This window comes from Bacillota bacterium (assembly GCA_023511455.1).
GTDB lineage: Bacteria > Armatimonadota > HRBIN16 > HRBIN16 > HRBIN16 > HRBIN16.
The window spans coordinates 75,492-93,300 of the sequence record JAIMBJ010000006.1; the positions used below are offsets into that span (position 1 = coordinate 75,492).

At 55.6% G+C, this 17,809-nt stretch carries 13 protein-coding genes; all 13 read left to right on the top strand.

Translation table 11 applies throughout. From position 1 onward, the window contains the following. The first annotated feature begins 3 nt into the window (after nucleotides 1–3). Nucleotides 4–1,455, top strand: a complete 1,452-nt coding sequence (locus K6U75_05750) for an oligosaccharide flippase family protein (protein ID MCL6474539.1) — start codon at nucleotides 4–6, stop codon at nucleotides 1,453–1,455. Then, nucleotides 1,437–3,206: a hypothetical protein gene (locus K6U75_05755; GenBank protein MCL6474540.1), complete on the top strand. Its 1,770-nt coding sequence runs from the start codon at nucleotides 1,437–1,439 to the stop codon at nucleotides 3,204–3,206. Before K6U75_05750 ends, K6U75_05755 begins: the two co-directional genes overlap by 19 nt. Nucleotides 3,207–3,292: 86 nt before the next feature. Then, the gene (locus tag K6U75_05760; GenBank protein MCL6474541.1) at nucleotides 3,293–4,480 is read left to right on the top strand and encodes an acylneuraminate cytidylyltransferase; all 1,188 of its coding nucleotides are present in this window, start codon (nucleotides 3,293–3,295) and stop codon (nucleotides 4,478–4,480) included. 33 nt (nucleotides 4,481–4,513) lie between these two features. Then, nucleotides 4,514–5,395: an N-acetylneuraminate synthase family protein gene (locus tag K6U75_05765; protein ID MCL6474542.1), complete on the top strand. Its 882-nt coding sequence runs from the start codon at nucleotides 4,514–4,516 to the stop codon at nucleotides 5,393–5,395. Beyond that, the gene (locus tag K6U75_05770; GenBank protein MCL6474543.1) at nucleotides 5,396–6,865 is read left to right on the top strand and encodes a hypothetical protein; all 1,470 of its coding nucleotides are present in this window, start codon (nucleotides 5,396–5,398) and stop codon (nucleotides 6,863–6,865) included. A gap of 80 nt (nucleotides 6,866–6,945) precedes the next feature. Continuing rightward, nucleotides 6,946–8,148, top strand: a complete 1,203-nt coding sequence (locus tag K6U75_05775; protein MCL6474544.1) for a fibronectin type III domain-containing protein — start codon at nucleotides 6,946–6,948, stop codon at nucleotides 8,146–8,148. 157 nt (nucleotides 8,149–8,305) lie between these two features. Further along, the gene (locus K6U75_05780; protein MCL6474545.1) at nucleotides 8,306–8,839 is read left to right on the top strand and encodes a glycosyltransferase family 4 protein; all 534 of its coding nucleotides are present in this window, start codon (nucleotides 8,306–8,308) and stop codon (nucleotides 8,837–8,839) included. 39 nt (nucleotides 8,840–8,878) lie between these two features. Then, nucleotides 8,879–9,991 carry a hypothetical protein gene (locus K6U75_05785; protein ID MCL6474546.1) on the top strand — a complete coding sequence of 371 codons (1,113 nt, stop codon included), beginning with the start codon at nucleotides 8,879–8,881 and terminating at the stop codon, nucleotides 9,989–9,991. Nucleotides 9,992–10,004: 13 nt separating this feature from the next. Beyond that, entirely contained in the window at nucleotides 10,005–12,785 is a 2,781-nt protein-coding gene (locus K6U75_05790) for a DUF11 domain-containing protein (GenBank protein MCL6474547.1), read from the top strand. A 9-nt stretch (nucleotides 12,786–12,794) separates the two neighbouring features. Continuing rightward, entirely contained in the window at nucleotides 12,795–13,889 is a 1,095-nt protein-coding gene (locus tag K6U75_05795; GenBank protein ID MCL6474548.1) for a glycosyltransferase, read from the top strand. 130 nt (nucleotides 13,890–14,019) lie between these two features. Further along, entirely contained in the window at nucleotides 14,020–15,228 is a 1,209-nt protein-coding gene (locus tag K6U75_05800; GenBank protein MCL6474549.1) for a glycosyltransferase family 4 protein, read from the top strand. Then, nucleotides 15,219–16,364 (top strand): glycosyltransferase family 4 protein, encoded by a 1,146-nt coding sequence (locus K6U75_05805; GenBank protein ID MCL6474550.1) that lies wholly within the window; start codon nucleotides 15,219–15,221, stop codon nucleotides 16,362–16,364. Before K6U75_05800 ends, K6U75_05805 begins: the two co-directional genes overlap by 10 nt. Before the next feature lie 387 nt (nucleotides 16,365–16,751). Beyond that, nucleotides 16,752–17,696, top strand: a complete 945-nt coding sequence (locus tag K6U75_05810; protein ID MCL6474551.1) for an SDR family oxidoreductase — start codon at nucleotides 16,752–16,754, stop codon at nucleotides 17,694–17,696. Nucleotides 17,697–17,809: the final 113 nt, after the last annotated feature.

A 17,809-nucleotide genomic window follows, 5' to 3' on the forward strand; every position in this document is an offset into this window, starting at 1 on the left:
CGGATGTTAAGGACGCTGGTCAAAGATTCCGCCGTTTACGCGGTTGGCACTATCGCCAGCCGACTGGTCGGGTTCATTATGATACCCGTTTATACGCGCGTGCTGACGCCCGCGGATTACGGTATTATCGAGACCATCATTCGATTGGTGGATGTTATCGGCATGTTTCTGTCTTTAGGTTTGGCAGAGGCGCTGTTGCGGCACTATTACCTCGCGAAGACGGATGACGAGCGCAACCGACTTATCGGTACGGTCTTTAATCTGAACCTGCTCGTGGTAGCTGCAGGCGTTCTGGTATTTTGGCCTCTTTCGCCGTGGTTGACTCGCCTTGCGTTCGGGCATGATCGGTATACGCTCTATGTTGCCGTGTCACTCATTGGGATGATGATAGGCAGCCTGATAGAGTTGCCGCTGACCCTGTGGCGGGCGGAAGGCAAGCCGTGGAGGTTCACCACAATTTCTCTAGTGAAGCTCTTTACGCAGCTGAGTGCGAACATCATTCTGGTGGTGTGGTTACGCTGGGGCGTGTGGGGAGTGGTCATGAGCGGACTTCTCAACGCCGTGCTATGGTCGGTGGTACTAGGTGTGCTGGTTCGTCTGAGGTATGGTAGCTGCTTTGACAAGCATTGGCTGGCACAGGTGCTGCGTTACGGGTTGCCACTTGTGCCTGCAAGCATGTCACAGTTCGTATTGCACTACAGCGACCGCTTTTTCCTCACTCGCTATGCGTCCGAGAGCGAGCTGGGCTTGTACTCGTTAGCGTATCGGTTTGGGATGTTGGTGAGTGTGTTCTTTGGGATATTGAGCAGGGCATGGTGGCCTTGGGTTTTCCGTGTGGCAGAAGAGGAAGAGGGCGGCAAACAGTTGTGTCGTGGAGGGGCATTTATTTTGTTATCCGGCGCTGCTTTTTGCACCGCCGTCATACTAATGTCATCACCCGTGATTCGAATGGTTGCAGCCCCAAGCTTCTGGGATGCAAGTCGTTTCGTTGCCCCGATTGCGGTTGCCTACTGGTTTTTTATCTCTAGTTCCTCGTTGCGAGTTGGCGCCTTAATGGCTAATCAAACACCTAAGTTTGCAATAGCCAACATTGCCTCAGCGGTGGTATGTCTCCTTTTAAACGCTGTGCTGATTCCTAGGTACTCAGCTTGGGGAGCAGCCTTCGCTACAGTCTTCTCCTTTGCGGTTTTTGCTTTCTTTGTCTGGGCTGTTGCACAGCGGGTGAACCCGTTGCCACATGATTATGGAGCTATTGTCCTGTCTCTTGTAGCGATGTTAGCGGCGTGTTGGGTAGATAAGCACCTGCGTTTCGCTCTATGGATGGATTTGTTGGCTCGCGTGGGGATATGGGTGGGAATAAGCAGTGCGCTTGCGCTACTCTTCGTCCGGAATCATAAAGTACGACTTCTCGTGGTACCCCACTGGGAGAAGAAAGTATGGACACAGAGAACGTGAAGCGTACCACCGCGCTGCTTTTCAGCGCCGTAGCTGCAGGGTATGTGCTGGTAGCAACATATCCATATGGTGCAGGCATGACGTCCGATTCCATTCACTATCTTACCGCAGCACGTCACCTTATGCAGAGAGGTACACTGACCACCTACACAGGCGAACCCCTTGTTTCGTACGCGCCGCTGCTATCCGCAGTGTATGCGTTGCTGGGATTGACCGGTATCGACCTGCAACTAGCCGCACGGCTGGTTAGTGCGTTCTCGTTCGCAGCGGTAGTGTGGATAACATGGCACTGGTTACATGAGTTTCAGATAGGCATCAAAGCAGTTTGGATAGGGGCAACGTTGGTTTTGCTTGCGCGTCCATTACTGTGGTATGCACCGTATGCGCTGAGCGAGTTACCGTTCATTGCTCTGACGATGGGCGCCCTGTGGCAATCGTGGCGTTATGCAATTGGAGGGCGGTGGACGAATCTTATTGCCTCTAGCATTTGCGCTGGTTTGTCCGTCCTGATGCGCTGGATTGGGGTCACAACAATAGGTACGATTAGTATTTTCATATTGCTAGCTGGTTCCTTTCCATGGAAAAAGAGGTTAGCTGCGACGGCAGGGCATCTATTGGTGACGCTTATACCGTCTGTGTTGTGGATATCGCGCAATCATCTCCTAACGGGCACCCTGTTTGGCACACGTGAGCCTGCAGACTATCCACTGCGTGAAATGGTGTTCGATACTCTCTGGAGCCTGCATAGATGGGTGGTCCCATTCACTTTTGAGAACAGCGTCCCTATGTTCGCTGTATTTGTAGCCTTAGGTATATCTCTTGTGGGCGCAGCGATTCGCCTGCAATGGAAGGGATATGATGCAGTTTTGCGCAAAGGGCTGTTCTTGCTGTTGCTCAGCACTGGGTTGTACGCTATTGCGTTGATGAACATGGCTCGTGAGGCGAAGTTCGAGGCATTATCGGAGCGGTTATGGAGCCCTATAGCGGTGCCCTTGCCGTTGTGCCTTGTTCTACTATGGACCTTATTGCAGCCATCTGGTTCCTTGGCACGATTAGCGCGTGGCGCTCTGATGGCTGCCTTTGTTGGGTGGTATGTTTCGGGCTTCGTGTTCGGGATGGAAATGCTGAGCAAGTGCTTTCAGGACGGGCCTGGTGTTTTTAATACTTCCACTTGGCGAGGCTCAGAAACGATCCGTTGGTTACGGGGGCATCCGCTGCAAGGGAAAGTATACTCCAATTTCCCGGAACCCTTATACTATTTCAGCGGTATCGTCAGCGAGCACACGCCGCACCAAGGACCAATGCGTGTCGCATCCGAAACGCATCCACGGAACCTGCAACAGTTTCTGCAGAAGTTGCGGAATGATTGGAAGGAGGGGCGCAGAGTGTATCTCATCTGGTTCAACAATACGAGCAGAAGCCACTATCTTTGCCCGCTATCGGAGCTGGAACAGCTTCTGGAACTTCGCACGGTGAGAAGGTTTCCGGACGGCAAGATACTGCAGTTTCGGCAGATGCGTGTTACACAACAGGGGTTTGTTTGCATAATGAGCAGGTCGCTTGAAGCAAGATGGGCGGCGTCGATCGCAAAAAGCCTCTCGCTTTTGAACAATAACTGCATCCGCAGCGAGCAAGTGAGATCCCTGATCCGCGACCCCCGCTATCATGGGATCCTCTACCATACATGTGTACCAATGAAGAAGTTGGGGTTGTGGTTGCGGAGGTGGAGCGCAACGGAATACCTCTGGTAACCCGCCTTTGCTTACGATGCCTTCGGCAGGGCGTTTGGCGGTAGGCTATATACGGTGTATCGCAAACTAAAGCGAGGTTACAAAGGTTGAGAGCAAGTGCGTCCACAACTACTGCGATTATTCCAGCACGTGGAGGTTCTAAAGGCATCACGCGTAAGAACCTCCAGCCGGTGGGAGGAGTGCCACTCATTGGGCGGGCGGTACTGGCGGCGCGGGGGAGTCGGCACGTGCAAGGAGTTTTTGTCTCTACAGACGATGCGGAGATCGCAGAGGTGGCGAAGCAATACGGTGCGGAGGTCATCCGACGACCTGCCGAACTGGCTACCGATACCGCCAGCTCGGAATCTGCACTGCTTCATGCACTCCAATATTTGCGCGAAGAGCGTGCGCTACAGATAGACTTGCTGGTATTCATCCAGTGCACCTCTCCCTTCATCGAGTCAAAGGATGTCGATGCGATGATAGAGAAGTTGGAAAGGGAGGGAGGCGATTGTATCTTCACGGTCACGCGTTTCTACGGCTTCGTATGGAAAGCGGATAGCCAGCTAGGAGCGGTCGGTGTGAATCACGATCGTCGTGTACGCCTGCGTCGACAAGAGAGGGAGCCAGAATTCCTGGAAACAGGCGCGGTGTACATTGTGCGAGCGGATGGCTTTCTCCAGTATCGACATCGTTTCTTCGGCAAAGTGTTGATGTATGAGGTTCCCACGGAGCGCAGTCTGGAAATCGACGAACCGGCGGATCTACTTCTCGCGAATATGCTTTGGCACAGGATGCGGTGGGAAGAACAGCTGCGCTTGCTTCCTGAGAAGGTCGAAGCGATTGTGATGGATTTCGACGGCGTGTTCACGGACAACAGGGTACTGGTGCTGCAAGATGGAAGTGAGGGTGTGCTTTGCAGTCGCAGTGATGGCTGGGGTATCGCGCGTTTGAAGGAGCGAGGTATCCCCATGGTGGTGATTTCCACTGAAATCAACCCGGTGGTGGAGGCGCGGTGTCGAAAGCTGGGCATCGAATGTCTCACAGGTGTTGCCGACAAGCTATCGGTGATGCGAGAGTGGCTTCAGAGGCAGGGGGTTTCTTCCGAAAATAGTGTTGTCTACATCGGTAATGACGTGAACGACCTGGCATGTATGCAGGCAGTAGGGTGTGCAGTGGCTCCTTCCGATGCGCATCCACAGGTGCTGGAGGTAGCAGATGTGGTGTTGCGGGCGCAAGGAGGACAGGGAGCGCTGCGAGAACTAGCGGAGATGATTTTACAACAGGGGGGTTAGGTCACTCACAGCACTATTTAGGAGGTGAAGCAGATGGCGCAAACAGTGCGTATTGGAGACAGACTGGTAGGCGAAGGACAGCCGGTATATATCGTGGCGGAGATAGGTATCAACCACAACGGCGATGTGGATATCGCGAAGCGGCTGATTGACGCCGCGAAGCTGGCGGGATGCGATGCGGTGAAGTTTCAGAAGCGTACGCCGGAACTGTGCGTACCTCCCGAGCAGCGTAATATTTCCCGTGAGACCCCATGGGGGCTGATTACCTACATGGAGTACCGCTATAAGGTGGAGTTTGGCTACGAGCAGTATGCCGAAATAGATCGATACTGCAAGCAGCAAGGTATCACGTGGTTTGCATCGTGCTGGGATATTCCCTCTGTGGATTTCATAGAGCGGTTCGACCCGCCCTGCTACAAGGTGGCTTCCGCATCGTTAACAGATGATGAACTGTTATTGCGATTGAACGCTACTGGCAAGCCCATTCTGCTTTCTACGGGCATGTCTACAATGGACGAAATCCGCCATGCGGTGTCGCTTTTAGACCACGATTGCCTGATTATCATGCACAGCACCAGCACCTATCCCTGTCCACCCAGCGAGCTGAACCTGCGCATGATTCAGACGTTGAAACAAGAGTTTGGTCTGCCCGTGGGTTACTCTGGACACGAAGTTGGTTTGCAGACTACCTATGCGGCGGTGGTGTTGGGGGCATGTGTGGTGGAGCGTCATATCACTCTCGACCGCGCCATGTGGGGTAGCGACCAGGCAGCTTCAGTAGAGCCGGGCGGTCTCATGCGTCTGGTGCGCGACATCCGCGTGATTGAGCAAGCGCTGGGGGACGGCATCAAGCGAGTGTACGAGAGTGAACTGGCGGCACGTGCCAAATTGCGGCGTGTGCCTTCGGCGGAGTAGGTGAGGACAATGGTTGAGGCGGTGAAGCGAAAGAACCTGCCGGAGACTATCGTTTATGGAGAGGGTGCGACGGCTCGCAAAACAGAGCAGGCGCGCGTCAAGATATGGTCATCGCCACGGCGTTACGACTGGGTGCAGTATTTAGACGCCGTGCGTGTTTGTTATCAGGCAGGGGGCAGCTGGGCGCAGACACCTTATCGCTACTATCTGCACAGCATTTCGCCTCTTGTACATCGGTGGCTAAAGAGTCATGCACCGGATGTGCCGAAGCAACGGTTTGACTGGTTGGTTTACGGAGAGGCGGAGCGCGCGACAGAGATTGCGATGATGAAAAGGCTGGTAACTGCCCTGCTCAAACGGGGAGAGCGGGTCGGTTATCTGGTCGCATTCGGCAGCCGAGAACATCAAGAAATCGTGCCACTCGCTGAAGGTTCCGAAGGACGTCTGACGCTGATCGACCTTTACGAAGGGCTTCATGGTAAACGCCGCTATCTGTCTGCCAGTGCGGCACCGCAGGCGTGGCGAGACTTTTGCGACATCAACGACCTGCTTGGCGCAGAGCTGGCGATACCGGGGCGCACGTTTTCCCTGTTTCTGGGGGGCATGGCAAAGCGGCTGCTGTGGGAGCGTTTGCGCCCGTTGGTGGATTACGACCGTCTCATCGTTCGCAATCATTTCGGGTCGCTGGACTCGGTGATTGCGCTAGATGGCTTGTTACAGGGGAAACCAGTGGTTACTCTGCAGCACGGGGTGATTTCTTCCTCAGGTTTCTTCCCCGTGCTGGCGGATACCGTCATTACCTTTGGGGAAGCCTCCGCCGATTTCATGAAGCAGGCGGATACCCAGTTTGGCAAGGTGACAGGTACTCTTCCCTTCGCACGCCGTTACGTCCCTGCCGGGTCACTGTTTGATGAGATTGCGGATGTGGGAGACACTTTCGCCTATCGCACGTTGCTGGTGATAGATCAGGACAACATGGCAGCCCGCCGCTTCTACGGATTGTACGAGGCGATAGAGGCATTGCATCAGGTGATAAGGGATTGTGCGACCCAGCTGGAAGCTGTCAGGGTCATATATCGCCTTCACCCTTCTGCTCGAAAACCGGCGGAGTGGGTACAGTCTATCCGGAGGGAAGGCGGAAATGTAGAAGTTTCGCAAGGCGTTTCCTTGCTGAGAGATATCGCACGCTCTACCATTGCCATCGGTTTGTTTAGCGGAGCATTGACCGTCGGTGCTGCCTGTGGAGTGCCCACTATATTTCTCTGGAAAAAAGGCTGGTTTTACACGCCCGATTTGGCTTGCTTTGGGGAGTGCTTTGTTTCTCCAAAAGAGGCTTTGCAACGGGTGCGGGAGGTGGTGACTAGTTCCACAGTCTACGCACAGTGGCAGAGGTGTGCGATCGCCGGTGCCGAGCAGTATTATTCTAGAAGGCAGCAAGCAGACCTGGATAGTCTGTTGGACAGTCTGTAAGGCCTGCATCTGTGCGAGGTGGATAACGGCTTATGATGAGGAACAGTCCCCTCGGTGCTAAGAGAGCGAGGTGAGGCACGATGAAGACTCCTCGGAACGTGATGCTTGCGCTGTACTTGTGGGGTGCCGTTATGCCTTTCGCGCTCGCTCAATCGCTCGATCCTGTAGTGATTTGGGCGAACCCGACGAGTGCACGCATCAAGTGCCTTAGCACGGTGCCGGGCAGGATGACGGTGGAGTATGGCACGACTCCATCGCTCGGTCAGGTATCGCCCCCAGAGTGGCGTGACCTGCCCAATACCGACGTCACCCGCCATTACGTGAATCTCATCGGCTTGCAACCCAGTACTACCTACTACTACCGGGTTCGTATCACTCCACAAGGGGGTGGTGCTGAACTCACCAGTGACGTGAGAAGTTTCAGAACGTTTCGCCGATTCTCCAAGGTACTTCCCACGGTTCGATACTGGTCATATATTATTGGGGGCGACTGGTCTGCCAACGATACCAATAAACCGTACCACGACTGGAACGCCGTCCACTTCGACGGACATACCGGTTACAACTGGGATGGTTTTTCCGCCCTTCGGCAAATGAACCCGGACACGATTTTTATTACCTACGATAACATCACGAACAACTACGCTGGGACATGGCGTTACAACAACATGCATTGGCAGACGTGGGCGGAGGAACGCGGCATCAGTTACGAACACATTGCCCTGCATTACGCCGTGGATACGGAGGTTTCTCTACCGAAGCCTGTGGGAGATAAGCAATTCGACCACAAAGCATTTGTCTATATCGTGTCCGGTAGTTACAGGGCAACACCTCTGGACACCAGCGATTCCTACATGAGTCAGGTCCCCAATAAGGTTGGGGAGTTCATTGCTATTTCTCATTCGCTGCGGTTTGATGCGGTGTATTTCGTGGTGAAGACGCCGGCCGCCGACGGCTGGGACGGAGTGTGGGAATATTGCAACGCTGTGGATGCCAACGGCAAGCCGACCAGTTGGGCACCGCTGACCATTGTAGAAGACACCACTGTCGTCAACGGGCAAAAGCTGGCACAGAGTGGCTACGTACGTTTCATTCCACCGAAGGAGCGTAGCGAGTGGAAACGGAGCCGTATATATAGTGCTGCTAGTGATAGAGACGAAATCTATAGCCCGCTGTTTTGGCGGCGCAATGGCGGCGCAACGAGCCGGCTTGCCGGTAGTGGCGCACGCCCGTGGGTTCGGATCCTCGCGTCGTCTGGCGAAGAGGGTCGTCCGGTATTTTGACTATCACATCGCCATATCGCATGCGGTGGCGGAAAACTTGCTGAGTCACGGCATCCTGCCCGAACGGTGTGAGGTTATTTATAATCCGATTGTACCACCTTGCGCGGTTGCATCCAAATGTGTCTGTCAGAGTTTGCCCCATGTGGGAATGATAGGAATGTTACAGGAGTGGAAAGGGCAGCATGTGTTCGTGGAAGCGCTGAACCTGCTGAAACGGCGGGGGATGGTCTTTCACGCATCGATCGCGGGTACCGAGCCTTTCGGGGCGCGGGGTTACGAGCAACGTTTGCGCCAAATGGTGAAAGACTTTGGTCTGGAGGAGATGGTGTCATTTATGGGATTTGTGAGCAAGCCTTATGATTATTTAGCGCAGCTGGACGTGGCGGTGCACGCGTCGATTAAACCGGAACCGCTGGGGCGGGTCGTGGTGGAGGCGATGCTGGTGGGTACAGCAGTAGTTGCGACCGACGGCGGCGGCATCCCGGAGTTTGTGGAGCACGAACAGACAGGACTTCTGGTGCCGATGGGCGATGCGGAGTTGATGGCGCAGGCGATCGAACGGCTGATTCGGGATCTCGAATTACGCCAGCGGCTATCCGCCGCAGCGCAACGGCGCGCCCGCGAGATGTTCGACCCCGCCAGGCACGCGTTTGAGGTGAGGAGGGTGTATCAGAGCCTCATCCGTCGGTAAAATATGGAACAAACAGATGGATGAAAGTGGGAGATGGGGATGGCTACGCAACCCAAATACAGAGTGGAACTCTTTTGGGACCTGGATATGGATGTGCATCGCACCTCCAAAATAGTGACTGGCCTGGTGGAACTGGCGAGGCAGCAGAAGATACTACTTGAACCGCGTGTTGGGATGACGTGCAAGGAAACGGGTCGTCCGCAGGGACACATTTTCGCCTGGATGGTGGCGGAGAGGCTAAGTGACCATCAACGGTTGAACATTGCTATAGACCTGCACGACCTGAGCACGCTTTTTTATGAAGAGGCACTCCGGGAGTGCGATGTGTATTTGAAGAAGAGCTTCTATCCTCCAGATGTAGAGAAATGCGCCGGGGATATGGGTCGCAAAGTCATTCCTTTTGGTTTTAATATGCCATGCAGTAGCACAAGCAGTAAGCTTCTGGTGCAGCACTGGTTGCTTCGATTGTACTCGCGAATGTTCTTGCGCTCGCCGCAGGAGGCGCTAACACACTGGCGCCGTAAGTGGGGTTTGTATCGCACTTTTCTGGACGGTCCTACCCTGAAGGATTTTGAGCAAACACCGGACGTCCCAGTCGAACCAAAGGTCGTTTTTCAAACAAGGGTCTGGTCCGAGAAGGAGGTGGGTCCCGATAACCACCTCGCTGTGAACTCGCTACGAGTGGAGGTCATGCGTCGGCTACGGGCAGAGCTGGGCGACCAGTTTGTTGGTGGATTGGTGCCGACAGCGTATGCTCGGGAGCATTATCCTGATGTTCTATCATCGGCTCCTGCTCGTCGGCAAAAGTTTATCCGATGGAGTAAGCGATATCTCGTTGGAGTTTACGTGCGGGGACTGAACTACTCCTATGGGTTTCGCTTTGCGGAGCATCTGGCGGCTTCACAATGCGTTGTGGCACATCCGGAGGGCTTCAGGAACCCGGCGCCAGTGCAACCGCAGGAAGGTGTGCACTATCTGCCGTTCGCCACACCAGAGGAGTGTGTGAAGCAATGCAAGAGAGTTCTTGATGATACAGAGCTGGCGCAGGCGATGCGGAACGCAAACTACCAGTATTATCAACAGCAGGTCGCTCCGGCAGCCCATCTGTGGAACTGCCTGGAGCGGGGACGTGAGTATTACGCATCATTGTAAGGAGGTACCGTACATGGGAACAATCGCGTTTTTAATCACTCTGATTCTGCTGTTTGCGCTGCAGTTTCAGACTGCCAGCCAAACGTTGAAGCCGAGGAAGTACCCGTCTGCCAGAGCGGCTGCTGTACTTGTCAGCCCGGAGGCGTCTGCACCAACTGACCCGGACACGATAGCAGAGTTTATCGCGATGTATGGGGAGGCAACGGCGGCACGGGTCACCGAGTGGGAGAGTACCCACTTCGATTATGGTGCCGGTGGGCATTGGGGTCCTACCTACAACGTGAACTCTATTGGCACGGTTTATATCTATGTGCAGAGCACGTATAATAACTTGGACTATCGGATGACGGCAACACGGCGCATGGCAATCCAGAGGAACATGGATTTCGAATCCTTCACCCTTCACTTCAAAGAGGATACCTACATCGATAGCAATAGAGTCGGGTTTGTTGAGACGATACTGTATGGATATATACCAGCTATTGGTTACGCAGACAATTCAGGGGTTGCCAAGGAGTCGTTCAGAGCGACTGCAGATATCTTCAGTTACAGTAACGCGGGTGGTGGGCTTTGGCTGGCTATCCCAGAGAAGATAGACACCCTGTACTTCAAATTGAGTGTTGCTGGAGACCCCGGGACGGCTGGGGAATTGATGATCGAGTACCCCAACCAGGTCGATTCCAACTTCAATATTGTAGGTTGGGGACGTATTACTCCAATTGAGGACACCACGAATGGGTTACGTAACGATGGATACATCCGATGGATACCCCCGACGGACTGGAAATGGTGTATTCCGTATCCACCTCATTATCTTGGCGCAATCCGCCTCAGAGGAGGAGCCGGTTGTTTCATTCTCCGTATCCGGACAGTTAACTATGCTGTGTACCCCAGATTGGGGTCCCGTTCGGACGTGTCGTCGCGCAAGGTTTTGCGTGAAGTCGTCGCGTCGCACAGAACGGGTATGGTCTTGTCAGCAACCAGCAATACAGTTAGGATTTCACCAACCAATCCGATAAACTACTCTACCGATTTCTATAGAGGGATGACGATTGAGATTGTTTCGGGCGCAGGTGCTGGACAGGTTCGTAATATCACCGCATCCACCAGCAGTTCTACTCCGACGCTAACGGTGGACCCCGCCTGGGATGTGGTTCCTAACAGTACCAGCACGTACCGGATTACGGGCAATGAAGTGTTCGTTCCGGGGTGGGACCCTGCCAACGACCGCAATGGGGATGGATATGTAGATGATACCGAATACGCCAATCGCGTCAATCCAAACGCATCCGCCCGAATGGCCTGGGAAGCCAGAGCGACTGAAGGTTCTGGATGGGCAGACTCGAGGGCGACCTGCCGAGCTAACTTGTGGAATCCTGACTATCAGCAGATAACCTTTGAATATTACCTGAATATGTTTCAGCAGGAAGGAGTTTTGGGTTATGACAACGACGATGCTCAAGTACTTCTGAACTATAACGCCTTCTCGGTGCTGGCAGGAGGTACTCTCCTGGAGTACAATGGGCGTGCCGGTCATGACATGGCAATGAACGAATCTTATCGGGATGCATTCCTCCAATTCCATCGGAGGATGCGCACGGAGGGAGGGGTTCAGTTCATTAGCACGAATGTGTCCGGCCGTAACTTCTTCTTAAGTACCTTCACCTTGCCATACCTGCAGGTCTTCAATTCGTTCCGATGCGAGGCGTTAATCTGGGATAATACTTCTCAGGGGAATCTATTAAGAACCTGGCATATTCCGGCATACGCGAGGGCGGGTATTCGTTCCACCGTCCAATGTCATCCAAACTATGGGTCGTTTCTGTCGAACTTAGGAAACACGGAAACCACGTGGAACCTCATCAAGGAGAGCCTGCTAGCCCGTTTCTATTTGCTGAATATTCCCGATATGACGTTCTTCAACCATTCGTGGCGTACCTTCGTTTATGGTAGCGGGCTGACAAGTTCAACGAGCACCTCTGAAGCGTACTACTGGAAAAGTGGTGTTCCCAAGAACTACGCCTACCTGCCGTTCAGGATGTTATCGGTAGACATCGGTGAGCCGGCAAATATTATCCCGGAAGGATTCGTGGCAGCGAAATACTACCAGGCTGTTGCTGGACTTGGAGATTACGTGATTGTCGGAGACACCACGGGCTCCGTAATCACACTGCCTGAACAAATTGGACTACCGGCGGAGAACAGGGTGATACCGATTTACCCGACGTACATATTTTATTTGTGGCGCAGTTCAACGTCAGGCCCTGGTGGTATGCCGGTTGACGGGGTGCTGGCACGGATGTATACAAAGGGTCTGGTGGTGATTCGCTTACCAGGTATATCTCCTCCTGGTGGGTGGCTTGCCTACCATCAAAGCACGGTTCGAGTTCCTCTGCCGGGCACGTATCGTCGCGTCAATTATGATGGCACTCTTGGCCCCCCTATCACGGAGATTACGCTGCGCGGATATGAAGGAGCTATTCTTCAGTCAACCGAAGAGCTGCCGCTTCAAACGCCGGACATACGTATTAGCATCTCGGCAGACAAGACGAACCCGAAACCGCTGGATGTGGTGACGGTGACGATTACGGCAACCAACACCGGCAACGCGGAGGCGCGGAATGTGCGGATTACGCATGACATCCCGCAGGGGGCGACGTTTGTGCGAGGGAGCCTGAAGTTGAATGGCGACACACTCCCAGATCCGACGGATACCACGAAGATCGATGTGACGGTGACGAGTATTCCGGCGGGAGGACAGGCGGTGGTGGTGTTTCAGATGGTGATTCGGTAGGAGGCGAGAATGCGCGTCCTGCAAGTGCTGGCGGGGTTGCATCTCGGTGGCGCAGAACAGCTGGTTGCGGACCTCAGCGCATGGCTGCAGGCACGTGGGCATGAGGTGCTGGTAGCAAATCTAACTGCAGAGAGGGCGATGCTACCCGCCTTCGAGAGCCGGAAGATATGCGTGCAGCAGGTCAGCGTTGCGGGCATCTGGGCGCGTCTCTATCCGCGTGAACTTATTGCGCTTATCCACCGCGTTCGCCCCGATGTGGTGCATTGTCACAATACCGCGTGGCTGAAAACATCTGCTGCGTGCCGATGGACTCATACTCCCCTCGTCTTCACTTTGCATAACTACCACCGCGACTGGCTGTCGAATCACCGCACGCGTCTGCAGCGGGCAGCAAAGCATACTGACTATTGCGTGGGAGTGGCACCCGGAATTGAGAAGTTATTCGTGGAGATTCTCGGTGTGCCCGAAGAGGGGACAGTGTACGTCCGCAACGGCGTTCCAGACATCTACTCGGCACAGCCTGCTCCCGCCGATTGGAAAGTGCCCGATGGCAGGGTTGTGGGTATGGTTGGGCGCTTCGACCAACACCAGAAAGACCAGGACACGCTTGTGCGGGCAATCGCACTTATTTGCCAGCAGATGCCCGATGTTCATCTGGTCTTTATCGGCGAGGGTCCAAGACTTAGCGAGGTAGAGCAACTGGCATCCCAACTGGGCATGGAAAATCACGTCCACTTCCTCGGCCTCCGCCGCGACGTGCCGGTGCTGTTGCGTCATCTGGATGTTTTCGTACTGAGTTCGCGCATCGAGGGCGAGTCGCTGGCGATACTGGAGGCGATGTCCGCACAGCGTCCCATTGTGGCAACGGCGGTGGGGGGTACGCCTGGACTGCTGGCGAACGGCGAGTGCGGCTTGCTAGTGCCCCCTGGCGATGTTCAGGCAATGGCGCAGGCGATTCTGGAATTGTTGAAGAATCAAACAAAGGCACAAGAACTTGCCCGTCGCGCACGAGAGCGGTTTTTGCAGGAGTATACCATCGACCGCATGGGGGAGCGGTATCTGGAGCTGTACGGGAAGGCGATCGCGCAACGAAAAAAGACCTAACCCCCATCCCCCCTTCCCTGCGAGGGAAGGGGGTGACTCCCCTCTCCTCGTAGGAGAGGGGCACGGGGTGAGGTCTCCAAACTCCCCTCTCCTTGTGGCAGAGGGGCTGGGGGTGAGGTTCCCACCAAACATGAAACGCTTGGGCATCTATTATGCAACAGCCTGCTATAGAGACACGCAGGGCAGATACTACACCAGCAACGGATTGGGACGGTATCTGCAGGAGATGAACCGCCTGTTCCCGTTTGAGGTGGCGCTTGCTGCGCCGGTGACCGAACAGCCGTTGCCTCATCTGGGTTACCCACTACCGACGGAGCGCGTGAGGGTATATGAACTGCCCTATTTCGAGACGTTCGCGGGGGCGGTGAAGGTGCGTGGGCAGCTTATCCGCCGTCTGCGCGCGTTTCTGGAGACGCATCCTGTGGATGTGGTGTGGCTGCGCTATCCGGGTGCGTATGCTCCCGTGTTGTGGCGCGAGTGCCGGCGTCGCGCGACGCCTTGCTTCTTTCAGCTGGTGGGAGACCCCGTGACGCTATTGAAAAACTCCCCCGCGCGTTCCCCTTTGCTGCGCGGGCTACAGGTTGCGGTGGCAGCGTGGCATGAGAGCGAGATGAAGCGCATCGCCCGTCGCACGCCATGTATCGCCATCTCCTGCTCGCTGGCGGAAAAGTTCGGGGACGGACGTGTCCATCGAATCGCGGTCAGCACGCTGACGCGAGAGGATTTCTTTTTACGCCATGACACGTGTCAGTCGAACCACATACGGGTTTTGTTTGTTGGCGCGCTTCGGCACGAGAAGTCAGTGGATACCCTGATTGAGGCTGTCGGTATGCTGCAAAAAGCGGGGAAGACGATACATCTGGATATCGTTGGCGACGGTGACCAGCGGGGGCCTCTGGAGCAGTTCGCGTCTCAATCGTTGCAGGCGGGCAGCTACTGTTTCCATGGAGTTCAGACCGGGCCTGCGATGTTGCATCGCTTCTATACGCAGGCAGATATCTTTGTCCTGTGCTCGGTGTCTGAGGGACTGGGGCGGGTGGTGCTGGAGGCGATGGCGCGGGGCGTGCCTGTGGTAGCGACGGCGGTTGGAGGCCTTCCCGATTTGGTGCGACACGAAGAGACGGGCTTGCTGGTGCCGCCGCGCAGTCCAGAGGCCCTGGCTGGCGCGATACAACGTATCCTGCGGGACGGAGTATTGCGTCGGAAACTGATAGCAGGGGGGTATGCCCTTGCGCAGAAACACACCGCGGAGCATTTCCTGCAGCAGGTCGTCGCCTTCATTCGCGACCGAGTGGGAGTGGACCTGCTGAGCTGTGGGGAGACCGCACCATGCGCGTGATGTTCTGCCAGCCCAGCTCCGCCAAGTCAGCGATTAGCGGTCCGGAGCGTCAGACGGTGCAGGTCGCGCGGGCATTACAGCAACGCGGGCATGAGGTGCTCATCGCGGTGATTCTGGTGAATGAGGCGGAAGAGGTGTCCGAAACCACATTAGCCGTACACGCCCGCGAGCATCAGGTTCGTGTTGTTCCACTTTATCTGCCTGAGAGGTACTACCTGCCGAAAATGGTGCGAAGGTTCGCAGAGGTGGTGCAAGAGTATTCGCCAGATGTTGTCTGCACGCAAGGGTATAAGGCAGGTGTCGTCGCTGCTGTCTATGGCAAGGTACCTACAATTGCACTGTTACCTGGCTGGACTGCGAGGGATTGGAAGGTTAGGTTTTACGAGTGGTTGGATAAGCAAACGTTACGAAAGCATTCGGTAGTTGCGATAGTGTCCCCCGCACAGAAAGCGGAAGTGCTGCGATACGGGGTGCGACCTGACCGGATTTTCTACCTGCCGACCTGTATGGACATTGAAGCCTTGCAGCCTGCCTATTCCCGCGAACAAATACCAAGTATCATCAGCCAGTCATTGCGGAAGCAGGTACTTGGCTACGTGGGCAGGTTGAGCGTGGAGAAGGGAGTGAGTTACCTGATCGACGCGATGGCGGAGTTGAGGGCAAAGCAGGCAGACGTGCACCTGCTGGTCGTTGGGGAGGGCGATCAACGGGCGCATCTGCAAGAACGGGTGGATTCGCTCGGTTTGCCGCAGGCGGTCACATTTCTCGGCGAGCGGGCGGACGCACGGCAAATTATCGGCGCGCTGGATGTGCTGGTCCTGCCGTCGTTGACGGAGGGGCTGCCCAACGTCGTGCTGGAAGCCTTTGCATACAAAACTCCGGTAGTGGCGACGGCGGTAGGGGGCGTGCCCGAGCTGGTCATCGATGGTGAGACGGGATGGCTGGTGCCGCTGCGTAACCCTCATGCGCTGGCGCAGGCGATTCTGGATGCGCTGTCGAACCCTGAAGAAGCGCGCCGCCGCGCCGAAAATGCATATAGGCACCTGCTGGAACACTTCACGGTGGAGAAGCAGGTGGACAAGTGGGAGCAGGCGTTGCAGGCGGCAGTGGAGAATTGGAGGGGTAGGAAGACCTAACCCCCCGTCCCCCTTCCCTGCGAGGGAAGGGGGCGAGACTCCCCTCTCCCTGTGGGAGAGGGGTCGGGAGAGAGGTTGTCGTTGGAGTGTTGAAAACCTAACCCCCCGTCCGCCTTCCCTGCGAGGGAAGGGGGTGTTGCTCCCCTCTCCCTGTGGGAGAGGGGCAGGGGGTGAGGTGGTGGAACTCCCCTCTCCCTGCGGGAGAGGGGTTGGGGGTGAGGTCAGAAATGCCAGCACATGAACGCCCAAGCCGGATAGTTAGAGGTCAGCGGATGCAGCCGGAGAAGCAGGCAATCGCACGAAGGATGCGGCGCAACATGACGCCCGCGGAACGGGCACTATATGGCATCAATTGGGAAACAACAAGGAGGTTGTGAGGAGTCACCCATGCGGATTCTGGTCACTGGCGGTGCGGGCTTTATCGGCTCGCACCTGACGGAACGGTTGATAGAACTGGGTCATGAGGTCACTGTGCTCGATGACCTGTCTACGGGGCGCGAAGAGAATCTGGCGCACCTGCAGGGGCGGTTTCGCTTTGTTAAAGGCTCCATCACCGACCTGCAGTTACTGCGTGAACTGATGCCCGGGATAGAGGTCCTCTTTCATCAAGCCGCGTTAGGGTCGGTGCCGCGCTCTGTGGAAGACCCAATGACTACGCATGAGGTGAATATCACGGGCACCTTCCATGTGCTGCTGGCGGCGAAGGAAGCGGGCGTCAAGAGGGTCGTGTATGCCGCCTCTTCATCCGCCTACGGCGATACCCCAACTTTGCCGAAGGTAGAGACCATGTTGCCTCAGCCTTTGTCGCCTTACGCAGTCAGCAAATTGGTCGGAGAATACTACTGCCAGGTGTTCACGCGGGTGTATGGGTTGCCCACCGTCAGCCTGCGCTACTTCAACGTCTTCGGTCCGCGCCAGAACCCGCACTCGCAGTATGCGGCGGTTATCCCAAAGTTCGTCACCGCTGCGCTAAAGGGAGAACCGCTCACCGTGTACGGCGACGGTGAACAATCGCGCGATTTCACTTACATCGAGAACGTGGTGCAGGCGAACCTGCTGGCGATGCAGTCGGAGCGGGCAGTAGGGAAGGTGTACAACGTGGCGTGTGGCGGGCGATATACGCTGAACGAGTTAATCCGTTACTTGCAGGAGATACTGGGCAAGGAGTTGGAAGTGGAGTACCTGCCGCCGCGTGCGGGGGATGTGAAGCACTCGATGGCATCCATAGAGGCGGCGGAGTGTGATTTGGGCTACACCGTGGCGGTAGACTTCGAGGTTGGGTTGCGACGTACTGTGGAGTGGTATCGTGTCGGTATCGGTGCAAGCATATAAGGCAGTTGTCAAGCGCCAGCTATTTGACTGGTCGTTTTGGCCGCCGCTCCGTGCTATCGCGTCCGCTGGCTTATACGGGAGGTACTGGCTAAAGGGTGGCGGAGGCCGGGAAG

Coding starts and splice junctions, on each gene's coding strand:
- K6U75_05750 (MCL6474539.1), top strand. CDS start 4: ATGTTAAGGACGCTGGTCAAAGATTCCGCCGTTTACGCGGTTGGCACT.
- K6U75_05755 (MCL6474540.1), top strand. CDS start 1,437: ATGGACACAGAGAACGTGAAGCGTACCACCGCGCTGCTTTTCAGCGCC.
- K6U75_05765 (MCL6474542.1), top strand. CDS start 4,514: ATGGCGCAAACAGTGCGTATTGGAGACAGACTGGTAGGCGAAGGACAG.
- K6U75_05775 (MCL6474544.1), top strand. CDS start 6,946: ATGAAGACTCCTCGGAACGTGATGCTTGCGCTGTACTTGTGGGGTGCC.
- K6U75_05780 (MCL6474545.1), top strand. CDS start 8,306: ATGTTACAGGAGTGGAAAGGGCAGCATGTGTTCGTGGAAGCGCTGAAC.
- K6U75_05785 (MCL6474546.1), top strand. CDS start 8,879: ATGGCTACGCAACCCAAATACAGAGTGGAACTCTTTTGGGACCTGGAT.
- K6U75_05790 (MCL6474547.1), top strand. CDS start 10,005: ATGGGAACAATCGCGTTTTTAATCACTCTGATTCTGCTGTTTGCGCTG.
- K6U75_05795 (MCL6474548.1), top strand. CDS start 12,795: ATGCGCGTCCTGCAAGTGCTGGCGGGGTTGCATCTCGGTGGCGCAGAA.
- K6U75_05800 (MCL6474549.1), top strand. CDS start 14,020: ATGAAACGCTTGGGCATCTATTATGCAACAGCCTGCTATAGAGACACG.
- K6U75_05805 (MCL6474550.1), top strand. CDS start 15,219: ATGCGCGTGATGTTCTGCCAGCCCAGCTCCGCCAAGTCAGCGATTAGC.
- K6U75_05810 (MCL6474551.1), top strand. CDS start 16,752: ATGCGGATTCTGGTCACTGGCGGTGCGGGCTTTATCGGCTCGCACCTG.